The 18,427-nt window shown below is 60.6% G+C and carries 12 protein-coding genes; 7 read left to right on the top strand and 5 right to left on the bottom strand.

Annotated elements, in window-relative coordinates; all coding sequences use genetic code 11:
• Window positions 1-167: 167 nt before the first annotated feature.
• Window positions 168-1,838: an amino acid carrier protein gene (locus ABDK11_RS10410; protein ID WP_346836442.1), complete on the top strand. Its 1,671-nt coding sequence runs from the start codon at window positions 168-170 to the stop codon at window positions 1,836-1,838.
• Window positions 1,839-1,931: 93 nt separating this feature from the next.
• Here the strand turns inward: ABDK11_RS10410 and ABDK11_RS10405 are convergent, their stop codons facing one another.
• The gene (locus ABDK11_RS10405; protein ID WP_346836441.1) at window positions 1,932-4,076 is read right to left on the bottom strand and encodes a pre-peptidase C-terminal domain-containing protein; all 2,145 of its coding nucleotides are present in this window, start codon (window positions 4,074-4,076) and stop codon (window positions 1,932-1,934) included.
• A gap of 433 nt (window positions 4,077-4,509) precedes the next feature.
• A complete protein-coding gene (locus tag ABDK11_RS10400; protein WP_346836440.1) occupies window positions 4,510-5,844 on the bottom strand; it encodes a glutamine synthetase family protein in 1,335 nt (444 codons plus the stop codon).
• Between the two features lie 223 nt (window positions 5,845-6,067).
• Between ABDK11_RS10400 and ABDK11_RS10395 the strand changes: the two genes are divergently transcribed.
• From ABDK11_RS10395 to cysB, 5 genes are all read left to right on the top strand, one after another.
• Entirely contained in the window at window positions 6,068-7,369 is a 1,302-nt protein-coding gene (locus ABDK11_RS10395; protein ID WP_346836439.1) for an FAD-binding oxidoreductase, read from the top strand.
• A gap of 170 nt (window positions 7,370-7,539) precedes the next feature.
• A complete protein-coding gene (locus ABDK11_RS10390; RefSeq protein ID WP_346836438.1) occupies window positions 7,540-9,873 on the top strand; it encodes a TonB-dependent receptor in 2,334 nt (777 codons plus the stop codon).
• Window positions 9,874-10,054: 181 nt separating this feature from the next.
• The gene (locus ABDK11_RS10385; protein ID WP_346836437.1) at window positions 10,055-10,735 is read left to right on the top strand and encodes a TetR/AcrR family transcriptional regulator; all 681 of its coding nucleotides are present in this window, start codon (window positions 10,055-10,057) and stop codon (window positions 10,733-10,735) included.
• The gene (locus ABDK11_RS10380) at window positions 10,735-11,634 is read left to right on the top strand and encodes a 5'-nucleotidase (protein WP_346836436.1); all 900 of its coding nucleotides are present in this window, start codon (window positions 10,735-10,737) and stop codon (window positions 11,632-11,634) included. Before ABDK11_RS10385 ends, ABDK11_RS10380 begins: the two co-directional genes overlap by 1 nt.
• A 170-nt stretch (window positions 11,635-11,804) precedes the next feature.
• Window positions 11,805-12,776 carry an HTH-type transcriptional regulator CysB gene (cysB, locus tag ABDK11_RS10375; protein WP_346836435.1) on the top strand — a complete coding sequence of 324 codons (972 nt, stop codon included), beginning with the start codon at window positions 11,805-11,807 and terminating at the stop codon, window positions 12,774-12,776.
• Window positions 12,777-12,814: 38 nt separating this feature from the next.
• On the opposite strand, the gene ABDK11_RS10370 is transcribed toward cysB, so the two are convergent.
• The 3 genes from ABDK11_RS10370 to ABDK11_RS10360 all read right to left on the bottom strand — a co-directional run bounded on the left by ABDK11_RS10370 (window position 12,815) and on the right by ABDK11_RS10360 (window position 15,547).
• A complete protein-coding gene (locus ABDK11_RS10370) occupies window positions 12,815-13,096 on the bottom strand; it encodes a hypothetical protein (RefSeq protein ID WP_346836434.1) in 282 nt (93 codons plus the stop codon).
• A gap of 222 nt (window positions 13,097-13,318) precedes the next feature.
• Window positions 13,319-14,650, bottom strand: a complete 1,332-nt coding sequence (pabB, locus tag ABDK11_RS10365; RefSeq protein WP_346836433.1) for an aminodeoxychorismate synthase component I — start codon at window positions 14,648-14,650, stop codon at window positions 13,319-13,321.
• A gap of 69 nt (window positions 14,651-14,719) precedes the next feature.
• Complete coding sequence (locus ABDK11_RS10360) at window positions 14,720-15,547, bottom strand: pyruvate, water dikinase regulatory protein (protein ID WP_346836432.1); 828 nt, start codon at window positions 15,545-15,547, stop codon at window positions 14,720-14,722.
• Between the two features lie 163 nt (window positions 15,548-15,710).
• On the opposite strand from ABDK11_RS10360, the gene ppsA reads away from it, so the two are divergent.
• Window positions 15,711-18,080: a phosphoenolpyruvate synthase gene (gene ppsA, locus ABDK11_RS10355; RefSeq protein ID WP_346836431.1), complete on the top strand. Its 2,370-nt coding sequence runs from the start codon at window positions 15,711-15,713 to the stop codon at window positions 18,078-18,080.
• Window positions 18,081-18,427 lie beyond the last annotated feature (347 nt).

Genomic DNA, 18,427 nt, shown 5'->3' with positions numbered 1-18,427 from the left:
CATTCGACTGACGATACCTCGCCGTTTTAAGAAAAAAGTGATGAGCTGGCAGGTTACTGCGGCGACCGTTACCATGTGGCAGTACAATCGCAGGTCGGAAACTGCTAATCTGCGCTGCAATTGACCGCAGTGTCTGTCTATAAAACCACCAGAACGAAATAAGAGAAGTGGGGGTAAATTTGGAATCCTTCGACAATTGGCTATTGCAGCTGGACAGCATCCTGGGGGGTTCTCCCTGGTTTCCCTATGTGCTGTTGGGCGTAGGCCTGTTCTTTACCATTTATCTTGGTGTGCCGCAGGTGCGCTATTTCCGCCACGCAATCAAGATTGTGCAAGGCAAATACGACAAGCCGGGCGATCCCGGTGATGCTTCCCACTTCCAGGCGCTGTCCACCGCACTGTCCGGTACCGTGGGTACCGGCAACATCGGTGGTGTGGGCCTCGCGATTGCGATCGGTGGTCCCGCCGCACTCTTCTGGATGTGGGCGACGGCGTTCCTCGGCATGACCACCAAATTCGTGGAAGTGACCCTGTCGCACAAGTATCGCATCAAGGCCGCAGACGGTTACTTTGCCGGCGGCCCGATGTTTTACATGGAGCGCCGCCTGAACATGAAATGGCTGGCGGTTATTTTTGCCATTGCGACGGTAATCTGCTCGTTTGGTACCGGCAGCCTGCCGCAGGTGAACAATATCGCCCAGGCCATGTTCGATACCTTTGGCATTAACAAGGCGGTCACCGGTGGCGTGCTTGCCATTCTGCTGGGCATGGTCATCATCGGTGGTATTACCCGTATTGCCAAAGTGACGTCCACTATCGTGCCGATTATGGCGGTGCTGTACATCATCGGCGCACTGGGGGTCATTCTTTATAACTACGAAAACATCATTCCCTCATTTGTCGCCGTCTTCCACAACGCGTTTAATGGCACATCCGCGGCGGGCGGTTTCCTCGGTGCGAGCTTTGCCTACGCCTTCAACAAGGGGGTAGGCCGCGGGCTGTTTTCCAACGAAGCGGGGCAGGGCTCTGCCCCGATTGCGCACGCCGCGGCCCGCGCAGACGAACCCGTTTCCGAGGGCATGGTGTCGCTGCTTGAGCCGTTTATCGACACGATTATCATTTGTACCCTGACCGGCCTGGTTATCCTGTCCTCGGGCGTATGGACGCAGAAGTTCATGAACAAGTTCGAGCGTGCCGATATGTTCGTGGTTGCCGGTAGCTATGACGACCGCGAGCCGGATGATGTGAAGGGCCTGTACAACTTCCTGCGCGGACACGACAGCAAAGTGAAGGCCTTCAATGGTTCCATCATTGTGGCCGACGGGCACGCACTCAACGGTAAGGATTTCACCGTGCTGAATGCGCGCTCCGTTGGTGAAGATGTCGAATACCGCGTGGGTGATGACAACTTCAGCGGTGTCCTCAATGTGGCGAACGGCCAGCTTGCCAACCCCAATGTGGATGTCTGGGGTAACTCTCTGCTGCACTCGGTGGCGCTGACCAATCGCGCGTTCCAGAAGGGCTTCTTCGGCGAGTACGGCAGCTACATCGTTACTCTGGGTATTCTGCTGTTCGCGTTCTCAACAGCGATTGCGTGGTCTTATTACGGGGATCGCTCGATGATTTACCTGTTGGGCCCCAAAGCCGTCATGCCTTACCGGCTCGTCTACGTGCTCGGTTTCTTCTGGGCGGCCACAGCCGATACCACGCTGATCTGGCACCTCTCTGCGGTGGCCATCGTATTGATGACGCTGCCCAACCTGTTCGGCATTACCGTGCTGGCAAAAGAGATGAAGGAGACCGTCAGGGAATACTGGCGCGATCCAGAGCACAAATAAGTCAGGCGTTATCACAAAAAAAGGGGCAGCCATATGGCTGCCCCTTTTTTTATGCTCAAAAATGCCGGGACGCGAGCGTCCCGGCGCTGAGCGTTACGGACTGGCCTGGGCGTCCAGGGTTACGCCGGAGTAGGCGCTATAACCGCGAATGCTGATATACCAGGTGCCTGACTGCGGATTGGCGAAGCTGCAGGTTTCGCTGTTGCCGTATTTGTAGGGGCGGCAGTCGTAGCTGGAGGTGGTCGGCTGCGCACCGTAGCGTACGTACAGGTCGCCATCCCCGCTGCCGCCGGACATCTGTACATCCAGAGAAGACAGTCCGGAATCGACATTCAGCGTGAAGTGCTGCCATGAGCCCTGGGCACCGGACAGGTTGGTTTCGGTCCAGCCGCTACCGCTGCCACCGCCGCCGTTCTCGTCGTAGCTGCCTACGAGGCTGACCCCGGAGAAGCTGCTGTAGGCGCGGACCATGACATAGTAGGTGCCGGCCTGAACGTTGGAGATGGAGCAGGTTTCCGCATTGCCATTGAGATACGGACGGCAATCGTAGCTGGAAGTGGTCGGTGCAGAACCGAACTTCACATACAGGTCTGCATCACCAGTGCCACCGGAAATCTGGAACGACAGATTGGAAGCCCCGGCGGGTACGTCGAGAGTGTACTGGACGTCACCACCGGTATTGGCGGAAAGCCCGGTAACGGCGACGCCGTTTTGCAGAGTACCGCCAGTGCCGCCACCGCCACCACCGCCGCTGCAGCTCGATGTCGCTACACCGACATTGCTGAACGCGCTGGTGACCGCATTGACGTCGTAACCCAGATCCTCAGTTGCGGAGATGACGCCGCAGGCTGCATCGATATAGTCACTGGTGGAGCTCCAGTACATCTGGTTGGCCAGCAGGAAGACTTCGAACGCCTTGCGCGTATCCCAGCCACTGGTCGTGGCGACCAGGTAGAAAGCGCGGTTGTAGACCCCGGAGCTGTAGTGCACATCCAGCCCGGAGTAGTAGTCCGCAGCGTTGTCGATCGAGCTGCCGTCCTGGGTGGGGTTATCCATATAACGCAGGGCACCGTTGCCCTTGTAGATGTCGGCACCCACCTGCCAGTCATTGCTGCCGCGCATGTAGTTCTCGGCCGTTTCACCGGCCATATCCGAGAACGCTTCGTTGATACCGCCAGCCTGGCCGGAGTACTGCAGGCCGGAGTTCTGCTCGGTAAACCCGTGGCTCACTTCGTGCGCCGATACGTCCAGGCTGACCAGCGGGTAGAAAGTGCTGCCACCGTCGCCGAAGGTCATCTGGCTGCCGTCCCAGAAGGCATTTTCGTAGTTGGTGCCGTAGTGCACGCGCATACGCAGCTTCTGGGTCAGCGGCGCGGTGTTGTACCAGTCGCTGTACATGTTGAAGATGACGTTGCCGAAGAAGTGCGCATCGTTCAGCGGGGAGTAGGCGCCGTTGACGGTCTTGTAGTCGTTGTACGGGCAGGTGAATGAGAAGATGCTGCCGCCACTGGTGGCGTTGTTCATGTTCACCGTCTCGACATTGGCGGTGTTCATGGCGCAGCTGCTGTCTACCTGCAGGTAGGGGTAGTCGGTGCCGTACTCGTAGCGGCCGGTCTTCTGGTTGCCGCCGGGGCCGCTGGCATCCTGGAACGCAAGCCCATCCCAGTGCTCAATCACTTCACCGGTCAGTGCATCGATGAAATAGAACGGGCGCGAGGGGGCATCGCCGTACTCGACCCAGCTGACCAGATAGGCGAGCCGGCCGTGATTCTGCGCGTCGACGTAAACGAGCAGCTCGCGATGCTGGTCCTTCGCGGCCATGCGCAGAGCGGACAGCGACTGGGCGCCTTTCAGCAGGCCCTGCTGGGCGCGCTGGTTGACAGTGTGGTCCATGGCCCGACGCAGAGCATTATCGGCCTTGATGGAGGCTTTGATGGAGGGAACATCGAGGCTGAGGCCACTCAGGACCTCGCCGTCCACCTGCGCGGCTACCCCTTGGCCGCTGCCGGTGACGGTCTGCCCCCAGACCGGGAGGCCCTTATGGGTCTGCCGGTAGCGGGTCACCGTGTTGCCGTTTGGCAGCGTGCGCGAGCGGACTTTCTCCAGTGCGATATCGTTCCCCGTGGTGGCGGCAAGTGCCTGGGCGTTGAGCATATCCGGTGTCGCCGGAATGCGGTTCGCCGCTTCGGCACCGACCGCCACGGCCAGTGTGCAACTCAATGCAATTAGACGCTTCATTAATTGTATTTCCTTATTGCTTTTGTGTAGGAATTCCATGTCCCGAGCGTGCGGGGTTTCCGCAAGTGCAAACAGGTACAGCACCAGCCGCACTGAAGCACAGTGCACGGGACTGGAGAGTAATAGGTACGACTGCAGAAGACAGGCTGGACTGCTGGGTGGGGCCGCCGGACGGCGGTGACAGTCCGCTTTCTCATACCGAGCCCGGGATTACCGGGCCTATGGCAGAGTACACGGGCTATTGAGGTGAACAAGGCGTGCAGGAAGGGATATTGCGCTATTTTGTAATTTTTGATTGCGTTTGCGCAGTCTGTCACGCGAGAGAGATAATTATCCTAATTTCCTGCTGTACTGGCGTACAGGTGTCAAAGCGGATTTGCACTGGGAGGGTGCAAAAAAGCCCCGCGAGCGGGGCCCTTTAGTGCGCGTAGAATCAAACGTTCAGCAGCAGGTATTCCCGCTCCCAGGAGCTGATCACCCGATTGAACTCCTCGTACTCGTCGCGCTTGATGGCGCTCCAGGCGCGCACAAACTTCTCCCCGAACATTTCCGCCGCCTCTTCACATTCCAGCAGCAGGCTCAAGGCGTGCTCCTGGGTGCGGGGCAGGGTAATCGGTTCCGAGGAGCAGTCCCCTTCATAGGGGGCGCTGGGTTGTACCTTGTTCACCATACCCAGGTAGCCGCACGCGAGTGAGGTGGCGATGGCCAGGTAGGGGTTGCAGTCGGCACCGGGGAAGCGGTTTTCCAGCCGCTTGGCCTGTGGTGAGCTGTCTGGCACGCGCAAGCCGGTGGTGCGATTGTCGTAACCCCAGTGCAGGCTGGTGGGGGCGGCGATTTCCGGCGTGAAACGGCGGTAGGAATTCACGTTCGGGGCAAAGAAACTGATAAACCCCGGTGTGTATTTCTGCATGCCGCCAATAAAGTGGCGGAAAGTCTCGTTCTCGCGGCCCTCATTATCGACAAAAATATTCTTGCCGGTCTCCCGGTCGACAATGCTCTGGTGGATATGCAGTGCGCTGCCGGGCTCGTGTTCCATCGGCTTGGCCATAAAGGTTGCGTAAATACCGTGGCGCAGCGCCGTCTCGCGCACGGTGCGCTTGAAGGTAAATACCTGGTCGGCCAGTCTTAGCGGGTCGCCGTGCAGGAAGTTGATTTCCATCTGCGCGGTACCGGATTCGTGGATCAATGTGTCGACATCCAGGCCCTGGGCCTCGCAGAAATCGTACATATCCTCGATGATCGGCTCGTATTCGTTGGCCGCGTCGATACTATAGGACTGACGGGTTTTCTCGGTGCGGCCGGAGCGGCCGACCGGTGCTGACAATTTTTCGTCCGGATCGAGGTTGCGCTTGATCAGGTAGAATTCCACTTCCGGCGCCACCACCGGTTTCCAGCCGCGCGCCGCGTATTTGTCGAGGACAAACTTGAGGATATTGCGCGTGCTGATCGGGTGCGGTTTGCCGTCGCGGGTGTAGCAGTCGTGGATAATCTGGGCGGTGGGCTCATTGGCCCAGGGGTTCAGGCGAATGGAATCGGGGTCTGGCTCCAGCAGCATGTCGGTATCTGCCGGGTCCACCAGTTCATTGTGTTCATCGACGTAGTCGCCGGTCACCGTCTGCACCAGAATACTCTCCGGCAGACGGCTGTCCTGGGTCAGGAATTTGTCCGTGGGGGTAAATTTGCCCCGCGCATTGCCGGACATGTCGGGCACCAGACACTCCACTTCGGATATATCGTGATCTGCGAGCCACTTGGTTATCTTGTCCATTTTGCACCTTGATCTGAACGATCTCGCCCCTTTATGGGTAGCTTGATTATATGCCCCGGGGCCGCGTCGGGCGGGCCGGGTAAAGTACGATCGGGATCAAAAACCCGATCACAGGCTTTGATTATGACAAGAAACCGAATTATTATTCAATATAAATTGAATGATTGTTCGGTTTTTGCCGAATCCCCGGCGCGGCTTGCGCGCACAGTTTGGAGAATGATTTATGACCGGCACTGTCCAGAAGTTGATCGGCCACACCGATTCCTATTACGCGGCCAGCGCCAACCCGGCGCCGTCCTACCCCTCACTGGAAGGTAGTGTAGAGGCGGATGTCTGTGTAATCGGGGCCGGTTACACCGGCCTGTCCTCGGCCCTGCATCTCGCCGAACGCGGCTACAAAGTGGTCGTGCTCGAAGCGGAGCGGGTCGGCTGGGGAGCGTCGGGCCGCAACGGTGGCCACGTGGGCGTGGGCCAGCGCAAGGGGCAGGAAGAGCTGGAAAAGATGCTCGGTTTCGATACCGCCAAGCAGTTGTGGGATCTTGGCCTGGAGGCAGTCAACACGGTCGAGGATCTGATCACCCGCCACAATATTCAGTGTGACCTCAAGCGCGGCATTATGCACCTCGCGGCCAAGCGTAGCCACAACGAGGAGCTCAAGGCCGAGGTGGAGCTGCTGAATGAGCGCTACGGCTACGAGCAGATGCACTATATCGACGAGCAGGAGGCCCGCGCGCTGGTGGGGTCCGAGCGCTATTTTGGTGCGCAGGTCGACACTGGCTCCCTGCACCTGCACCCGCTGAACTATGCGCTGGGTCTCGCCGACGCCGCCGCAGGAGCCGGTGTGCAATTCTTCGAGCACAGCCGCGTAACCGGCTATCGCAGCGGCTCGCCCTGCGTCGTGAACACGGCCAAAGGGCAGGTCAGGGCAAAGAATGTGGTGCTCGCCTGTAACGGTTACCTCGGTAAGCTGGAGCCGCGCATGGCCGGCAAGATCATGCCGATCAACAACTTTGTGCTGGCCACCGAGCCGCTGTCCGACGAGCTGGCGCACGAGCTGATCGCCAACGACCACGCGCTGCAGGATACCCTGTTCGTAATCAACTACTGGAAGCTCTCCGGCGACAACCGGCTGATCTTCGGCGGGGGTGAAAATTACACCTCGCGTTTTCCGCAGGATATCCGCGGATTCGTGCAGAAATACATGCTCGAGGTCTATCCGCAGCTGGCTGACACCCGTATCGACTACGGCTGGGGAGGGACCCTGGCGATCACACTGAACCGCATGCCGCACCTCGGGCGCCTCGAGCCCAATGTCTACTACAGCCAGGGCTATTCCGGTCACGGTGTTCCCACCGCGACCTTCGCCGGCAAATTAATTGCAGAGGTGATTGCCGGTACCGAAGAGCGTTTCGATATAATGGCGCAAATTCCAACACCAACCTTCCCGGGCGGCACACTGCTGCGCTGGCCGGGATTGGTGACAGGGATGCTCTACTACAGCCTGATGGACAAGCTGGGCGCCTGATTCGGCGCACCAGGAGGCACCGGGACGTGCACTGTTTAGGAGCAGTATTTCGAATTTGAATAATCATTCGGTTTGTGGGATAACAGACCTTCAAATTCACTCGCTGGGGTGCAGCCATCGGCGGTATTGGATGTGCCAACCCTGAATAAAAAAAATGACGGGGACTCAACATGCCTGTTTCAGAGAGACCACAACACAACCACAAGCACCTGCTGGCCTCGGCTATCGGTGCAGTCGTCATTGCCGTGAGTACCGGTGCCACCGCAGCGGAGCTAGAAGAGGTCACGGTTACGGCACAGATGCGCGCGGAGTCGCTGAAGGACGTGCCCATGGCGGTCAGTGCCTTCACCGGCGATACCCTGAAGAACGACCACATGGACGGCTTCAAGGACCTGTTCTCGAAGACTCCGGGCATTTCCGGCGAAACCAATGACTCCTTCTTCGACTCGGTGTCCGTGCGCGGTGTCAACAACAACAGCTTCGGCACCGGCAGCGACCCGGCGCTGGGCGTCTTCCTCGACGGCGTCTACGAGAGCCGCACCGGCGCCACGCCGAGCATGTACGACATGGAACGGGTGGAAGTGGTCAAGGGGCCGCAGGGCACCCTGTTTGGCCGCAACACGGCCTCCGGCGCCATCTCCATGGTGTCGCGCAAGCCGGGCGACACCTTCGGCGGTGACCTTTCCATCGGCGCCGGCCAGTTCGGCCGCGAAAACTTCCAGGGCAACGTGGATCTGCCACTGACCGACGACCTGGCCGTGCGCATCGCCACTTATCACGACCAGCAAGACGGCAACATCAAGAACCTCGCCGGCGGCCGCGACCTGGGCGCCAGCGAAACCAATGCCATGCGTATGACCGCCGTCTACAGCGGCCTGCAGGACACCACCGTGACCCTGCTGGCGCAGTACGAGGACCGCGATGGCGACGGCACCATTTACCGCGCGCTCGACACCAAGGGCAAGTACGACGAGGTGTACAACGATGCCCAGGGCAAGGATGACTCCGAGATCGGTGATGCGATCCTGACCATCGAGCACGACCTCTCCAGTGGCAGCACGCTGACTTCCATCACCGGTTACAAGACCCACAACTACAGCTACGCCGAGGACTTCGACGGTACCGCCAAGCCGATCGATAAATACACGCGCGATCAGACCGGCGATTTCTTCAGCCAGGAATTCCGTCTCACCTCCAACAACAGCGGCATGTTCAATTACGTGTTGGGGGCCTCCTACTACAAGGAGAGTATCGACGCGGACCTGGCCGGTATCGACAACGAAGATTATATCTGTGACGGTATTTACGCCGACGAGTGGGGCGAGGGCATCGGTACTTTCGATACCTGTTCCAGCCTGCCGCAGGACGCTATCGACGAGTTCTTCGGTTTCGAGGGCGATCCCTGGGAATACGCGCCGGGCAAACTGTCCATCGAAGCCGCCAACACCGTCGGCGACTTCAGCGGCTGGGGTGTGTTTGCCAACACCACATTCGATCTGAGCGAAGCCACCAGCCTGGGCCTGGGTATCCGCTACACCGCAGACACCAAGAAATACTCCGTCGATTCGCCGTGGCCGGACACCTGGACCGGCGGTTGGAACTACCAGGCCATGTACACCGACGGCCCGATCACCGGTGACAACACCTGGAGCAACGTTTCCGGTCGCGCCACGCTGAACCACGACCTCAGCGACAGCGTCACCGTATACGGCAGCGTGGCCACCGGCTATAAGTCCGGCGGCTTCGACTACCTGTCCTACCACATCACCGATCCGGCCTACGGCACCGACGAGGACAGCCAGTACGCGTGGCTCGATGCGCATGGTTACGAAGTGGATTCCAGCAACGCCGAGCCGAGCAAGTTCGACGAGGAGAATGTCCTTTCCTACGAACTCGGCGTGAAAGCGCGCCTGCTGGATAACCGCCTGGCGATCAACGCGGCGGCCTTCCAGTACACCTACGACAATATGCAGCAGGCCTTCTGGGTCGGCGCCGCGGCGATCACCCGCAATGTGGGCGAATCCAAGGGTCACGGCGTGGAAGTGGATACGCGCTGGCTGATCACCGATAACCTGGACCTGTACTGGGGCCTGTCCTGGTTGGGTACCAAGTTCACCGGCGCGCCGGAAGAACTCTGTGAAGGCTGCAACGGCAATGAGATGGCTTTCTCGCCGAACTTCTCCTCCTCCACCGCGCTGACTTATCACCAGCAGAGTGGTTTCGGCGAGATCACCTACAGTGCCGAATACAACTACACCGGTGAGCAGTTCTCCGACCTGGAAAACACCGAGGAAGTGAAGCTGGCCAGCCGCAACGTGGTCAACCTGCGCCTGGCGCTGACTGCGCCGGACGACAGCTGGACCGCCGGCCTCTACGCCGAGAACCTGTTCAGCGAAGAGTACTACCACTGGGGTTACGCCGAGGCGCTGTACAACCTGCCGGCAACCAAAACCGACCCGTCCCGCGGCCGCGTGGTAGGGGTCAATCTCGACTACCGCTTCTGATCCCTTCATCTCTCACAGGATGAGCAGAGAGCCGGCGCCCAGCGCCGGCTCTCTGTATTTGGGGACCCGAAAAATGACGACGGAATGATGGTAGACTGCAGGGAGACACAATAAGGAGCTCAAGTTTCGGAGTGACAGGCTCCCCGGCTGACCTCCGATCCCTGAATGAGGAACAGCGATCTTGTCCAACCTCGAACAGCGCAAACGCAAAAGCCAGCTGACACCGCGCCGCGCACCGGTCCAGGCGCGTGCCCGCGAGCGCACCCGGCAGATACTCGATACTACCGGGCGCCTGCTTGAAGAGGTGGGGCTCAACGATCTCACCACCATCCTGATCGCCAAGGAGCTGGGGGTATCGGTAGGCTCGCTGTACCACTACTTCCCCAACAAACACGCGATTCTCTACGCAATGGGCGAACAGTGGCTGGCAAGCATGACCACCGCCCTCGAGGAGATGGAGCAGCAGGATCTCGGAGACGTGACGCTGGAGCAGTTCCTCGACGACCTGATCGAGCGGTTGCTGGCGGTTTACCGCGAGCAGCGCGGTCTGCTGCCGCTGGTGCAGGCCATGTGGGGTATCCCCGAGCTGCACGAACTGGACGAGCGCCACGATGAATTGATTATCACCCATCTTACCGGCATGTTCGGGCGGCTCGGTTTTGTCTGCCCGCCAAACGAGATGAACCGCCTGGCGCGGGCCACACTGGAGACCTGTCACGCACTCTTCCTGGTCATCGTCAACCAGCGCGGCCTGCGTTCCCGGCGTACCCAGGCAGACCTGCAGCAGATGCTGCTGACAATGCTCGATGCCCACCGCGCAGAAGCGCGCCCTGGCGATCTCGACGACGTGGAGGCGCCCTGATGTCTCAGCACACCGATAAGCTGGTGATCGCCATTTCCTCGCGGGCGCTGTTCAACCTGCAGGACAGCCACCGGGTCTTCGAAGAACAGGGCCTGGACGCTTTTTCCGATTACCAGATTGCCCACGAAAACGATGTCCTGCAAAAGGGCGATGCCTTCCCGCTGGTAGAAAAATTTCTGCGTATCAATGAGCGGCTCGACGAGGCGCGGGTCGAGGTGATCCTGCTGTCCCGCAACAGTGCCGACACCGGCCTGCGCGTGTTCAATTCTATCGAGCACTACGGCCTCAATATCACCCGCGCGGCCTTCTGCAATGGCGAGAGTCCTTACCGCTACATCGCCCCGTTTGGCTGCCATCTGTTTCTGTCCACCGATGGCCGCGACGTGCGCCATGCGCTGGAGCAGGGCGTGGCCGCGGCGACGCTGATCGCCGGTGGTGTCCGCGACGGTGGCGAGGACACGCTGCGCTTCGCGTTTGACGGCGACGCGGTGATCTTCTCCGACGAAGCCGAGCAGATCTTCAAGCGCGACGGCCTGGCCGCCTTCACCGCCAGCGAGCGCGCCGCGGCACAGGAGCCGTTGGCCGGCGGCCCCTTCAAGGGCTTTCTCGAGGCGCTGCAGCGCCTGCAGAGCGAATTCGGGCCGGATTGCTGTCCGATCCGCACGGCACTGGTTACCGCGCGCTCGGCGCCGGCGCACGAGCGGGTTATCCGCACGCTGCGCGCCTGGAATGTGCGCATCGACGAATCGGTCTTTCTCGGCGGCCTGCCCAAGGGCGAATTCCTGCGCGCTTTCGGCGCCGATGTGTTTTTTGACGACCAGCCCAATCACTGCGCCTCGGCCGCAGAGCACGTAGCCACTGGCCACGTGCCCCACGGCATTGCCAATCAAGAGGCCTGAGCTGCCCGGTTTCAATCCGCATCTTCTCCGCCGGATAAAATTGTCGGGGTGGTTGGCTCGCGTTGCCGTTCACTGCTATTCTTTTCTCGCATAAACTAATGCCGTTTTTATAACTATCTTGGCGCGCGAGAGTGCGGCCTCTGCGGGTGGACACAGGTAAGGGAGAATCTATGAAGCTGCAGCAGTTGCGTTATATCTGGGAGGTCGCCCACCACGATCTCAATGTATCCGCGACAGCACAGAGCTTGTACACGTCGCAACCGGGCATCAGCAAACAGATCCGCCTGCTCGAGGACGAACTCGGGGTGGAGATCTTTGCCCGCAGCGGCAAGCACCTGACGCGCGTCACCCCCGCCGGCGAGGCGATATTGAAAACCGCCGGCGAAATCATGCGCAAGGTGGAAAACATCAAGCAGGTGGCGCAGGAGTTCAGCAATGACAAGAAGGGCAGCCTCGCCATCGCCACCACCCACACCCAGGCCCGCTACGCGCTGCCGCCGGTGATCAAAGCCTTTATCGCCCGCTATCCCGACGTGTCGCTGCATATGCACCAGGGCACGCCGATGCAGATTTCCGAAATGGCCGCAGATGGCACTGCGGATTTCGCCATCGCCACCGAAGCGCTGGAACTGTTCAGTGATCTGGTGATGATGCCGGTGTATCGCTGGAACCGCTGCATCCTGGTGCCGAAGGATCACCCGCTGTGCCAGCTGAGCAAGCTGAGCCTCGAAGAGGTCGCCAAGCACCCGATTGTTACTTATGTGTTCGGCTTTACCGGCCGCTCGAAACTCGACGAGGCCTTCCTTGAAAGGGGGCTGTCGCCCAAGGTGGTATTCACCGCCGCCGACGCGGACGTGATCAAGACGTATGTACGCCTGGGGCTGGGTATCGGTATCGTCGCCGATATGGCCGTCGACGAGCGCGACGAGGATCTGGTGGCGCTGGACGCCAGTGACCTGTTTGAGCCCAGCGTCACCAAAATCGGTTTCCGCAAGGGCATATTCCTGCGCGGTTTCATGTACGACTTCATCCAGCAGTTTGCCCCGCACCTGGATCGCGAGCTGATCGACAAGGCCGCACACGCCGCCTCGCGCGCCGAGGTGGACGAGCTGTTTGCGGAGCTGGAGTTACCGGTTTACTGAGCGGGATAAATGCCCAGGGAGGGGGCGGGGCCAGGCGCTCAGGGCACCTTGGCCGACAGCACTTCCTTGGCGAGTTTGAAATACACGGTGTAAATCTCCGCCTCGGCGCCGTCGCGTTCGACGATAAAAAACGGCGCCCGCTGCACATTGAATTTTTGTGCCAGCTGTAATCCCTCACTGTCCTCATCGCGCATATCGGCAATTACCGTGCGGTCGATAAAGCGCATCTGGTCGTTCTCCTCGAGCTTTTCCTGCACGTCGCGGCATTTGGCGCACGGGGAGCCGTCGGCGAGTATTTTCTTGACCAGTGTGATTTTCACTTGCACATCCTTTCTCTGCGAATCCGAAACCCGGATCGGGCAATGGCGCAAAATCTAGCAGGTCGGCTAATAACTTGGAAATATCAATAGTAGATAGTTTTATAACTTTTCGGATGCATTAGCCGCGACCGTAGCGTGCGCCGTGCGCACCACGCAATAAAGTTCTCTGAGTTGTTCAGCCTTCACGGCGCACCCCGCGATCACCAATCAGCGTGGTTTGGCTCAGGGCAGGAAGCGCTCCGCCGTCTCCATCAGCATCCGCACCTTGCTCAGGCACTCTTCGTGTTCCGCCGCCGGATCGGAATCCGCCACGATACCGCCACCTGCAGCGCAGGTCAGCTCGCGATCGGCGGCGGTCAGGGTGCGGATGGCGATATTGGTGTCGGCGCGACCGCAGCTGCTGAGGTAGCCGATACTGCCGCAGTAGACGCCGCGGGGGCTGCGCTCCAGCTCGCGGATAATCTGCATCGCGCGGCGCTTGGGGGCGCCGGTAATGGAGCCGCCGGGGAAGCAGGCGGCGAGGAGATCGGCGTAGCTGTGGTCGCCGTCCAGTTCACCGGTAATGGTGCTGACCAGGTGGTGCACGTTGGCAAAGCTCACCAGGTCGAATAGGCGCGGTACCCGTACGCTGCCGCGCCGGCACAGTTTGCCGAAATCGTTGCGCAGCAGATCCACGATCATCAGGTTTTCCGCACGGTCCTTGCCGCTTTGCGCCAGCGTTGCGGCGGCGCGGGCATCGGCGTCCGGATCGGCCGAGCGCGCCGCGGTGCCCTTGATCGGTTCGGTTTGCAGGCTGTCGCCATCGGCGTGGATAAAGCGCTCCGGTGACAGGCTCAACAGCTGCCCCTGGGGCAGGTCGAGATAGGCGGAAAACGGGCCGGCCGCGCGTTCGCGCAGGGCCAGGTAGGCGGTGAACGGATCGCCATCGAAGGGCGCACGGAATCGCTGGGTAAAGTTGGCCTGGTAGATATCGCCGGCGGCGATGTAGTCCAGCACCCGATCTACCGTGGCGCAGTAATCATCGCGACTGAACTCGTGGCGAAAGGGCGCGCGCAGGTTGAAATCGCCGCTCTGGGGCGGCGTCTGCCAGCGGACCGCGGTAAAGCGCGCGACCAGGTCGCGCACCTGGCGGCGGCTGCAGCTGGGATGGAACACCAGGTGGCTGGCACACAGCTGGTGATCGACGATCAGCGCCCAGTTGTAGAGGCCGAAGAAGCCCGCCGGCAGGGGTGTCGGGCGCGGATCTGTGGGCAGGAAATTGCCCCTGTGGCCGAGTTCATAGCCGGCGTAGCCGATGGCACCGCCACAGAACGGCAGTTGGCCGTCGCTCTCCTGCGGGCACAGCTCACACACGAGGTCGTCGAGGCGCTCGAACGGCGCTTGGTCGTCGGCGGCCAGCGTCAGGGTTTCCAGCGGGTCCGCGCTGACAATATCGAAGCGCCCGCCGGCGGCGAGCGGTCTGCCGCTGTCCAGCCACACGGGGGCCGGCAGGTCGGCAATGGCCTGGAAGGCCGCGGCTGTGTTGAGCGAGTAGGGCAGGGAGACGATTTGCATGGTGAGAGAAACTGCCTCTTGAAGCCGGGCGGGCCGGCGCGTTCCCGCCGGCCAAAAAAGGCGGCTACTTTACTCGATTCTGCGCTCAATGCCAGCCTGCGACATCAGCCGTGTGGCCAGCTCCTCCACCGACAGCTGGGTGGCGTTGAGGGAAGGCACCTGGGCGCGGCGCAACATCTGCTCCACTTGCCGCACTTCGAATTCGCACTGTTCCATAGAAGCGTAGCGGCTGTTGGCGCGGCGTTCCTGGCGGATGCTCATCAACCGCTTCGGGTCGATGGTGAGGCCGAACAGTTTGTTTCGGTAGGGTCGCAGGATCTTTGGCAGCGCGGTGGAATCCATATCTTCTTCGGTAATCGGGTAGTTGGCCGCGCGCAGGCCGAACTGCAGCGCCAGGTACAGGCAGGTAGGGGTTTTGCCCGATCTCGAGACCCCCACGAGGATGACGTCGGCACGCTCGAATTCGCGCACGCGGCGGCCGTCATCGTTGTCCATGGCGAAATGCACCGCGTCGATACGGTCGCTGTAGCGCCGATCATCGGCAATACCATGGGATACATTCACCGACTGCCCCGGGTCCGCGCCGAACAGATTGGCCAGCGGGGTCAGGTAGCTTTCGAATACATCGAGCATCAGTGCGGAGCTTTTGTGCAACTCGCGCCGGATCTGGTCGGAGACAATGCTGGTGATGATGATCGGCTGCTGCCCCGAATCCACCGCTGCACGCTCGATCCGTGCCAGTACCAGGCGGACTTTCTCGGTGGAGTCGACGTAGGGCAGGGTAACCTGCTCCACGTGCTGGTCGCGAAACTGCGCCAGCAGACTGTGGCCGATGGCCTCCACAGTGAGGCCGGTGCCATCGGAAATAAAGAACGCGGTGCGTTTGTGTTGGGCCATAGGGATCCCCAGTCAAGCGGCGATGGCGCATGGTAATCGTTTTTGAACTACAGGTCGCGCCGCATTTTGTAGAAAATTTACAACATTTTCGCTGCAATTTTCGGGGTATTTTTTACAAAACCCATCCTTATAATCTGCGCCACCAATTCCTGCTGCAGAGGGCATGCACTTGACAGACTTCACCATCGAATTTGCAAAGTTAGGCATGGGGGATGTCGACAAGGTCGGCGGTAAGAATGCATCGCTGGGCGAGATGATCTCCTCCCTCGCCGGGGCCGGCGTCAGTGTGCCGGGCGGCATTGCCACCACCGCCGACGCGTTCCGCGCCTTCCTGGCGCACGAACAACTGGAGCAGCGTATCGCCGATCGCCTGCTGCAGCTGGATATCGACGACGTGGTCGCGCTGGCCGAGGCCGGCGAGCAGATCCGCGGCTGGATCATGGACACGCCGTTCCCGGCCGCGCTGGAGCAACAGATTCGCGACGGTTATGAGGCCCTGGGCGGCGGCGACACCGCCGTGGCAGTGCGCTCGTCCGCCACCGCGGAAGACCTGCCCGATGCCTCCTTCGCCGGACAGCAGGAGACCTTCCTGAACATCCGCGGTATCGACGCGGTGCTGCAGGCGGTGCGGGAAGTGTTTGCCTCCCTGTACAACGACCGCGCCATCGCCTACCGCGTGCACACCGGCTACGCCCATGCCGGGGTCGCGCTGTCCGCCGGCATCCAGCATATGGTGCGCAGCGAGACCGGCGCCTCCGGGGTCATGTTTACGCTGGATACCGAAAGTGGTTTCCGCGACGTCGTCTTCATCACCTCGGCCTACGGCCTCGGCGAGACCGTGGTACAGGGCGCGGTAAACCCCGATGAGTTCTACCTCTACAAGCCGGCGCTGGATGCCGGACGCCCGGCTATCCTGCGCCGCAACCGCGGCAGCAAAGCGATCAAGATGGTCTACGACGACAGCGGTGATTGCGGCCGTTCGGTCAAGACCGTGCCGGTGCCGGAAGAAGACCGCCTGCGCTTTTCCCTGAGCGATGAGGAGCTGGCCAGCCTCGCCATTCAGGCGCAGAAGATCGAGAAGCATTACGGCCGCCCGATGGACATCGAATGGGCCAAAGACGGGGATACCGGCGAGCTGTTTATCGTCCAGGCGCGCCCGGAAACCGTGCGCTCGCGCGATGTCGGTACCAGTATCGAGCGCTACCACCTGCGCGAGCGGGGCGAAGTGCTGTGTGAGGGCCGCGCCATCGGCCAGCGCATCGGCGCCGGCAAGGTGCGGGTACTGGAATCCGTCGCCGATATGGCGGCCATGCAGGACGGCGAGGTTCTGGTCACCGATATGACTGACCCGGACTGGGAGCCGGTGCTGAAGAAAGCCAGCGCCATCGTGACCAACCGCGGCGGCCGCACCTGTCACGCGGCGATCATCGCCCGCGAACTGGGCATTCCCGCGGTCGTCGGCTGCGGCAATGCCACCGAGCTGCTGCAGACCGGCACCCCGGTAACCGTGTCCTGCGCCGAGGGCGACACCGGTTTCGTCATGTCCGGCGAGTTGAACTTCGAGCGCGAGGAAACGGAAGTCAGCACCATGCCGGAGCTGCCGTTCAAGATCATGCTGAATGTCGGCAATCCGGACCGTGCCTTCGCCTTCAGCCACCTGCCCAACCAGGGCGTGGGCCTGGCGCGGCTCGAGTTCATTCTCAACCGCATGATCGGCATCCACCCGAAGGCGCTGCTGGAACTGGACAAGCTGCCGGAAGACCTGCAGCAGACAATCCGTGAGCGCATCGGCGGCTACGCCTCGCCTGAGGACTTTATCGTCGAAAAGCTGGTGGAAGGCATCGCGACCCTGGCCGCAGCCTTTGCGCCGAACCGCGTGATCGTGCGCTTGTCCGATTTCAAATCCAATGAGTACGCGCACCTGGTGGGCGGCCAACTGTACGAGCCGAGCGAAGAAAACCCGATGCTTGGCTTCCGCGGTGCGGCCCGTTATCGCTCTGCCGATTTCCGCGACTGTTTTGCGCTGGAATGCCGCGCACTGAAGAAAGTGCGTGACGAAATGGGGCTTACCAATGTCGAGATCATGGTGCCGTTCGTGCGCACCCCGGAGGAAGCCGAGGAAGTGGTCGGGCTGCTGGCAGCCAACGGCCTCGTACGCGGCGAGGGTGGCCTCAAGGTGATCATGATGTGCGAGCTGCCCTCCAACGCATTGCTGGCGGAGGAATTCCTCCAGCACTTCGATGGTTTCTCCATCGGCTCCAACGACCTGACCCAGCTGACGCTGGGGCTGGACCGGGACTCCGGACTGGTGGCGGATCTGTTCGACGAGCGCAATCCGGCGGTCAAGGCGCTGCTGTCACGCGCCATCCAGGCGTGCAAGAAGGCCGGTAAATACGTGGGTATTTGCGGTCAGGGCCCGTCGGATCACAAGGATTTTGCCCGCTGGTTGATGGATGAAGGCATCGACAGTGTCTCCCTGAACCCCGACACCGCCGTCGATACCTGGCTCTTCCTGGCCAACGAGGAAGCCTGACGTTCCCCCCAAAAGCGGTCCACATGGACCGCTTTTTCCCTCCTCCCGGACCTGAAAGTTTTCGGTTCCCCTCCGCTGGTTTTTAGATTTTTGTTATCTCTAACCGGTAAAAATCCCCAATTTTTTCCTGCAATTCTCCTCGCCGGACGTGTGGACACACATTAGGTTCAGGCTCCAACCCGATAACTCAACCAGCGCAGAGAAACATTCGGTCTAAGCGACGCGGTTATGCGCAATAGAATCGAAATTGTGTTCAAGAGGCCGTCAACACGGATACACAGTAGCGCATTTTCCGGGAAAGCCAGACAGGGCGACGCCCCGGAAATTTCACCAAAACAAGTGGACAC

Source organism: Microbulbifer sp. SAOS-129_SWC (genome assembly GCF_039696035.1).
GTDB lineage: Bacteria > Pseudomonadota > Gammaproteobacteria > Pseudomonadales > Cellvibrionaceae > Microbulbifer.
Note: the sequence above shows the minus strand (reverse complement) of the source record. Positions and strands in the feature narration are given on the sequence as shown.

Coding starts and splice junctions, on each gene's coding strand:
- ABDK11_RS10360 (WP_346836432.1), bottom strand. CDS start 15,547: ATGGCCCAACACAAACGCACCGCGTTCTTTATTTCCGATGGCACCGGC.
- pabB (WP_346836433.1), bottom strand. CDS start 14,650: ATGCAAATCGTCTCCCTGCCCTACTCGCTCAACACAGCCGCGGCCTTC.
- cysB (WP_346836435.1), top strand. CDS start 11,805: ATGAAGCTGCAGCAGTTGCGTTATATCTGGGAGGTCGCCCACCACGAT.
- ABDK11_RS10395 (WP_346836439.1), top strand. CDS start 6,068: ATGACCGGCACTGTCCAGAAGTTGATCGGCCACACCGATTCCTATTAC.
- ABDK11_RS10380 (WP_346836436.1), top strand. CDS start 10,735: ATGTCTCAGCACACCGATAAGCTGGTGATCGCCATTTCCTCGCGGGCG.
- ABDK11_RS10390 (WP_346836438.1), top strand. CDS start 7,540: ATGCCTGTTTCAGAGAGACCACAACACAACCACAAGCACCTGCTGGCC.
- ppsA (WP_346836431.1), top strand. CDS start 15,711: ATGCACTTGACAGACTTCACCATCGAATTTGCAAAGTTAGGCATGGGG.
- ABDK11_RS10400 (WP_346836440.1), bottom strand. CDS start 5,844: ATGGACAAGATAACCAAGTGGCTCGCAGATCACGATATATCCGAAGTG.
- ABDK11_RS10405 (WP_346836441.1), bottom strand. CDS start 4,076: ATGAAGCGTCTAATTGCATTGAGTTGCACACTGGCCGTGGCGGTCGGT.